The sequence below is a fragment of the Bacteroidales bacterium genome (genome assembly GCA_017521245.1).
Lineage (GTDB): Bacteria > Bacteroidota > Bacteroidia > Bacteroidales > G3-4614 > Caccoplasma_A.
On the sequence record JAFXDI010000033.1, the window covers coordinates 1 to 6,696 of the forward strand.

The window sequence follows — 6,696 nt, forward strand, 5'->3', positions numbered from 1 at the left end:
GTGAGCAGATTCAACGAACGTATGTTCGTTAACTAACAACTGACAAATCTGCGGTTAAGCGAGGGCAAAATAAGTTTACTTAAACTTTGCCGAGCGTGAGCAGATTCAACGAACGTATGTTCGTTAACTAACAACTGACAACTAACAACTGACAACTGCCAGATGAAAACTGACAATTGACAACTTTGCCTCGGTAAGTTGCTATAAAATTACTCTCTTTAGTGGGGTTAAATGGGGCTATCTCTATCTCGCTTTCAAAGAGTAGTTTTTCTATATTGGCAAGTTTATATATAGCCTCCTTTGCAGACCATATTATTGCTGATATTAGTTGCTTATTGTCGCTACTCTCAATCCAAAGTTGTTCGTTTGTGGTAGTAAATTTTTTGTGTAGTGAATATTGTTTGCGGTCAATCTCCTCCAAGTCTATCCCTATTGGCTTTTCGCTTATTGCAACTGCTATGCTTTTTTTGCTATGGGATATAGATATAAATTTATTCTCACAATTTTCTATGTAAGGTGCGCCATTTGAACGGTGTTTTATCTCTTTTACTTGGCCTAACAGATGCTTTATGAGTATGTGTGAGATTAGTTGCTCTGTTTGTCGTTTAGTGTTTGAGTAGCTTGTCTTAATTTTGTTAAATATATCATTGTCCTCCAGTATCTCTTTTAACTCCTCAACTGTTTCGGTTTTGTGCCAAATGGCAATATTGGCACATCCAGTTTTTATTACTTCTGCAAGTGCCATATTCTATTGGGGTTTTATGCTTTCAATGATTTGTGCAATGTCGTTTTGCAGATACTCTACAATGGGGGCAATAGAGTCGGTATTAACTTGTGTGTTGAAATATAGTGCCCCCCTGAAAATATATGAGCTATTGTTTGTTGCTATGAATTGTAATGGAGTGGCTACATTGCCATTTAATATATAAAGTTCTGCACAAATTCTTTTTGTGGTGTCGTTGTAGTTGAGTGTTGTTATTCCTGAAGAGTGCTTTGAGTGAACATATACCAATTCTCTGCTCTTTGCTATCTCTTTTTCTATATCATTACTCTCAATATACGAACAATATATTGTTGCATTATATTTGGGGTATTTTATATTAATCCACCCTTTGTTTTGTTTGTTGTCTTCGGCAATAGCTCCATCAGAAATATCAAATTGTAGCGGAAATGTGTTTACGTTATGCGGAGCGTAAGCTGTTGTTATATTCTCAATGTGTTGGTATGCAATAGGTTTGGGTGCGGTTTTTTTGTCGCACCCAAATATTACAAACATTAATGATGTTATTACTATAACTCCTATGCTTTTCATAATCTTATTAGCTACAATATGACCAATTGGAGTAATAGCTAATAGCTGATTGCTGACAACTAGAATGGAAGTTCATCGCTCTCCTCAGCCGCAGGTGTCTCTACTGCTGTTTGCTCTTGAGACGCTTGAGTATTATTTGTGTCTCTACGGCTTAAGATTTCCATATTGTCGGCATATATCTCAGTGGTGTATCTTACAACGTTATTGCTATCTGTCCATGAACGAGTGCGAAGTTTTCCTTCAATATATAGTTGTGTGCCTTTCTTTACATATTTTTCAGCCACCTCTGCCAATCCTCGCCAAAGCACTATATTGTGCCACTCGGTGCGTTCGGGAATTTGAACTCCTGAGCGAGAGGTATAACCTCTTTCGCTTGTTGCCAACGGGAAATTTGCTACTGCTACATTACTCTCTACATACCTAACTTCGGGATCTTTGCCTACGTTGCCCACAAGAATTACTTTATTAACAGCCATATCTTATATATCTTTTATTGGTTTATTATCTGCTAAAGTATAAAAAAGAGAGAGAAAAATAAAATAGTTTGTCTAAAAAATTGTATTTATTTATAAATATTTTCTATTTTTGCAATATGGAGTAATATGCGCATTTAATTTGTGTTAAAAACAACAATATAGTAACAACTAAATTTATTATTTTATGAGAAAAATTACTTTATTTTTTGCATTGTTAGCAATTTCAACCTCTTATGTTTTGGCACAGCCATCGCATGAGAAGTATGTTGACTATGCTGCTGAGGGTGTGGAATGGAGTACTGCTTATCGTGCTTTGGATATAAGCCAGATAGGTACAAAGCCTTTATACCAAGGTCTTCATACAACAGCAGCGGAGAATGATGAGTTCTTTATTTCGCGTGTAAAACCTCGTGAGCGTTTTACATTTACCGGAACACAAATTAATGAGAGTAAAGATCCTAATCGTAAATTCCTTTGGTGGTGTCCTATTGGCTCTGAGGGATGGAATGCTTTGCCTACTTATTGGTTTGGTGGAGAGGTTTGGACAATGTGGAGTTATACCGACATTTTTGGAAACTGGACTGCTCCTTTTGTGCGTATGCCTGCTGCAATGATGGACGTATGTCATAAAAACGGTGTCTTAACTTCTACTCTTGCATCTGTGCCTTGGGCTTCGTATGTTTCAAAAACAGATGTTCCTCATGGAGCAAACTTCTCGGCTTTGATTGATGGCGGATATGAGAAGTTCTTGCGTTATTTGCGTTACTATGGAATTGATGGAATTGGATTTAACTCTGAGTTTACATTCTCACCAACAAGTTTCTCAACAGAGATGAAAAACTTCCTTTCAAACTGTTTTAGATACAAGGATGAGAAAGGTTGGCCTAACTTCCACAATTGTTGGTACTCTTTAATGACTAATGGCGGACAATGTGGAGGAAGTCTTGCGTTAACTTCTGAAAACAAAGATTGGTTCCACTATAATGGCTATCCAACAAGTAATGCATATTTTATGAATTATGGATTCAGTACATCATCACTTAATACCTCAAAGAATACAGCAAATAGTTGTGGACGTTCATCTTATGATGTATATGCCGGAATAGATTACCAAGGTTCAAGTTCTGCATATTGGGGTGATCTTGGTCCTTCTCAAATCTCTCTTGGAATTTGGGGCGCTCATAATATGAATATGATTTATGAGTCTCGTGGAGAGTTGGGAGCGAACCCTATTCAAATGCAAAAGACATATCAATTGATTTCGGAGAATGTATTCTCTGGAGCAAATTATAACCCTGCTAATACTCCTGCTTTAAATAACAGACACTGGCATACTTCTACATCAACTGATTTCTGGGGATTCTCTACTTTCATTACTGCTCGTAGTTCTATGACTCCTCAATATGGTGATGGAACATTGGCAGGTGACCCATTTGTTACATACTTTAATTTGGGTAACGGAATGTTCTTCAAAGAGGATGGTGTAACAACATTTGATAAAGAGTGGTATAATTTAGGAATCCAAGATTATATGCCAACATGGCGTTGGTGGTGGACAAAAACCTTTATGGGTAAAAATGCAACAGATGTTTCAACTGATATGACAGCTGAGTTCTCTTGGGACGATGCTTGGTTTGGTGGTTCTTGTTTGCAAATTACAGGAGCAACAAGTGTATCATATTTGCAACTGTTCAAGACCAAATATGATATTATGAGTAACGATAAATTCACCATTCGTTATAAAGTAGTATCTGGAACAGGTTCAATGAAATTGACAACATCAACTGAAAGTAAACCAACAACTGAGGTATCGGCAGTTATTGTATCAAATGCAGTAGCAGATGAGGATACTTGGGTTGAGAAATCAATAAAAGTTTCAGGTAGAACTCTTAAATTAGGAGGAGAGACTCTTGCTTTGTTAGGATTGAAATTTGAAAACACATCATCAGACTTTAAAGTGTTGATAGGAGAGATTTCAATAACAAGAGGTTCAAGTGATGTACCAGGAACTCCTTCAGTGGATGATTCAAAAATTATGGCTGTTACATATAAAGGAGTTGATGCAAAGATATTCTTTGATATGAGTAGCTATTATAGTGTGGCTAATGCATGGGATCCAATCTATAACTCAGATGTAAAAACTTCATTATACAAAATATATACACAACAAGAGGGAGCAGAAGCAGTATTATGTACAGCAACAACATCATGGGCAGCATACGTAGTAGGAGCTCCATATGATGTACAAAAAGGCGGTAAATTCCGTATGGGTGTGGCAGCTGTATCAATGGATGGAAAAACCCAAAGTGATATTGCTTGGGGTTCATGGATGACTGTGCCTGCTGCAACTGTGTTAGAAGGATTCTCAATAGATAAGCCAATCATCAAAGCAGGCGAGAAGTTTACCGTTGCATTTGATGATCCAACACACCCCGCTGCAACATGGGTAATTAAGGCATCAGAGAATGATGCAGTAAAAGGAACATTCAATGCGAACTCATTTACAACATCGTTAAGCGAAGAAGGTCTTTATGACTTATATTTAACAGTTAATGGTAATACTGAGGTATATCGTGGAAGAATTCAAATTTCACCTTTATCTGTGGGTGCGTTGCCCGAGATAAAAACATTTACAATGAGTACCGAGAAAGGATTGGTTTATGATGAAGATGATACCGAGCATGAGCCAGGTCAACAGTATGCTGAGATAGGCGAAGAGGTAACTTTCTCATATACTGGTCGTGAAGATGCAGACGGATATGTTTCACGCGGTTTTGCACTTGGAGAAAAAGCATTTGGAATACCATGTGATAATCTTGGATTTAATGCACAAACACCTTTCTCTGTAACATTCTGGGTATATTTCAACTCTATTAACCACGAAAAATCAGGAACTCAATTGTTGAATGTCCGTTCTCCCGGAGATGCTTATCCTAATGGAGAGTGGGGATATATATGGAGCCAATTAACACCAGAAGGACAATTGGATGACCAAAGCAACTCATATCATTTGAACAACCTTATGTTCCACTATCGTTTGAGTTCTAATGCAGGAGAGGCACTACAAGTATCTCGTGACTTTGTATTTAAACCTCAAACATGGTATCATGTAGCAATGTGTATGGGTTACACAAATAACAGAACTCTTGATCTTTATATAAACGGAAATCTTGTTGGTTCTGCAACAGCTTCTATGAGTTTGTATGATTGGAGATCATCAAACGTGATTATGATTGGTGGTCGTGCATCGGAACGCGCAGGTATAGACGGAACAATTGATGAGGTTCGTCTGTATAAGAAAACTCTTACTGCTAATGAGGTTAAAGAGTCAATGAAGCACACAACAAATGTAAGTGATCCTAATTTTATTGGATATTGGGATTTTGAAAGTGAGGCTCAAGCAGATAATTCTATGGCAAGTAATGGATATAATAAATCAATGAAAGCTTATAAGTATGATCCAGCAGAAAGAGAAAATGTACAATATGCTGTTGAAAATGTTTCGTATGCAGCAGGAGCTCCATTTATCTCAGGAACAAACTATAAGATTGAAACATTGCCTACTTGGAAAATAAAAGGAGCAAGTGTACTCTCTTCATCAGGTGATAAAGCAAGTGGAAATGCTGAAGCTATATATTCAAAAGAGGGACAATTCCCTGCAACATTGATACTCTCTAACGGATGGGGTTCAGATACAAAAACCATTGAGGTTGTGAATGTTATGCCAACAGGTATAGAGGATGTAGCTGTGGAGGATATGATGAAAGCATTCCCTAACCCATTTGAGAACGAAGTATATTTAAGTTTCGTAGAGGATGGCGTTTACACAGTTGAGATATATGACAACGCAGGTCGTATGCTTGACCAAGCATCGCTTTCAGTAACTGCGGGAGAGATTTATCCTATCGCTGTTAATGGCGAGAATGGTATCTACTTCATTAAAGTTAAAGGTGAGGGTGGATTACTAAAAGTTATGAAAGTAGCTAAAAAATAGTTTTTAGCTGTCGGATACGAATTAATAGCTTTACCATAACTTTTTATAGGGGTGCAGAGATTCTGCACCCCTATTTTGTGCAAAGCACAGATTTAATCTCTTTTTGTTATATCGCCCATTAGTTTAAACTTTCCAATAAAAAACAGATAACAATAATAGAAAAAAAATATTAAGTATTTGCTATTCCAAAACTATTCACTATATTTGCACCATAATGAATAGGTGTGCCTATATAAATATAATTAATTATTGAAGAGTTGAAATATATTAGATGCTCAAAAAGGTAGAGTTCTAACTAAATATTTGATATTTTGATAATTATAAATACATATTAACGAAATACATACTAATTATTAACAAAAAAACTGTACAGAATGAAAAGGCTAAATTTACTTTCATTGTTTGTTGCAGTGTGTGCTATTGCTTCAGCGCAATCAAGAGCTACGCATGAGCAATATGTGAAGATAGGAGGTTCAACTCCTTGGTACACTGCATATCAGAATTGGTCTCCGGGCACAGCCCTTTATAGCGGAGATAGTGAAGCAGCAGAAAACGAGCAATTCTTTATTTCTCGTGTAAAACCTCGTGAGCGTTTTGTGTTTACAAAAACTCAAGTAAAAGAGGATCTTAATCCTGAAAGAAAACTATTGTGGTGGTGTCCTCTTGGTGAAGCCAATAATGGAAACTGGAATGGTATCCCTTCATATTGGTTTGGCGGAGAGGTATATTCAATGTGGAGTTATACCGATATTTACGGAAACTGGACAGCACCTATGATTCAAGCACCGGCAGCGTTCCTTGACGTTTGTCACAAAAATGGAGTACGATCAGGCGTTGTAGCATCAGTTCCTTTTGGAGCAGCACCAACACCAAGTGACGGTGGACACGGATCAAACATCAACGCCTTGACAACA

5 protein-coding genes are annotated in these 6,696 nt (G+C 37.2%); 2 read left to right on the forward strand and 3 right to left on the reverse strand.

The window, feature by feature from the left end:
- Positions 1-127: 127 nt before the first annotated feature.
- Genes IKK64_05900 through ssb form a run of 3 tightly spaced genes read right to left on the reverse strand, consistent with a single transcriptional unit; the run spans position 128 to position 1,788 of the window.
- A complete protein-coding gene (locus IKK64_05900) occupies positions 128-745 on the reverse strand; it encodes a 4'-phosphopantetheinyl transferase superfamily protein (GenBank protein ID MBR4119596.1) in 618 nt (205 codons plus the stop codon).
- A gap of 3 nt (positions 746-748) precedes the next feature.
- Positions 749-1,312, reverse strand: a complete 564-nt coding sequence (locus IKK64_05905; protein MBR4119597.1) for a hypothetical protein — start codon at positions 1,310-1,312, stop codon at positions 749-751.
- Positions 1,313-1,371: 59 nt separating this feature from the next.
- The gene (gene ssb / locus IKK64_05910; GenBank protein MBR4119598.1) at positions 1,372-1,788 is read right to left on the reverse strand and encodes a single-stranded DNA-binding protein; all 417 of its coding nucleotides are present in this window, start codon (positions 1,786-1,788) and stop codon (positions 1,372-1,374) included.
- 184 nt (positions 1,789-1,972) lie between these two features.
- Here ssb and IKK64_05915 point away from each other — a divergent pair, with 184 nt between their 5' ends.
- Together IKK64_05915 and IKK64_05920 are read left to right on the forward strand one after the other, a co-directional pair.
- Complete coding sequence (locus IKK64_05915; GenBank protein ID MBR4119599.1) at positions 1,973-5,782, forward strand: T9SS type A sorting domain-containing protein; 3,810 nt, start codon at positions 1,973-1,975, stop codon at positions 5,780-5,782.
- A gap of 374 nt (positions 5,783-6,156) precedes the next feature.
- Positions 6,157-6,696: secretion protein Por (locus IKK64_05920; protein ID MBR4119600.1), on the forward strand; the 540-nt coding region annotated here is incomplete at its 3' end.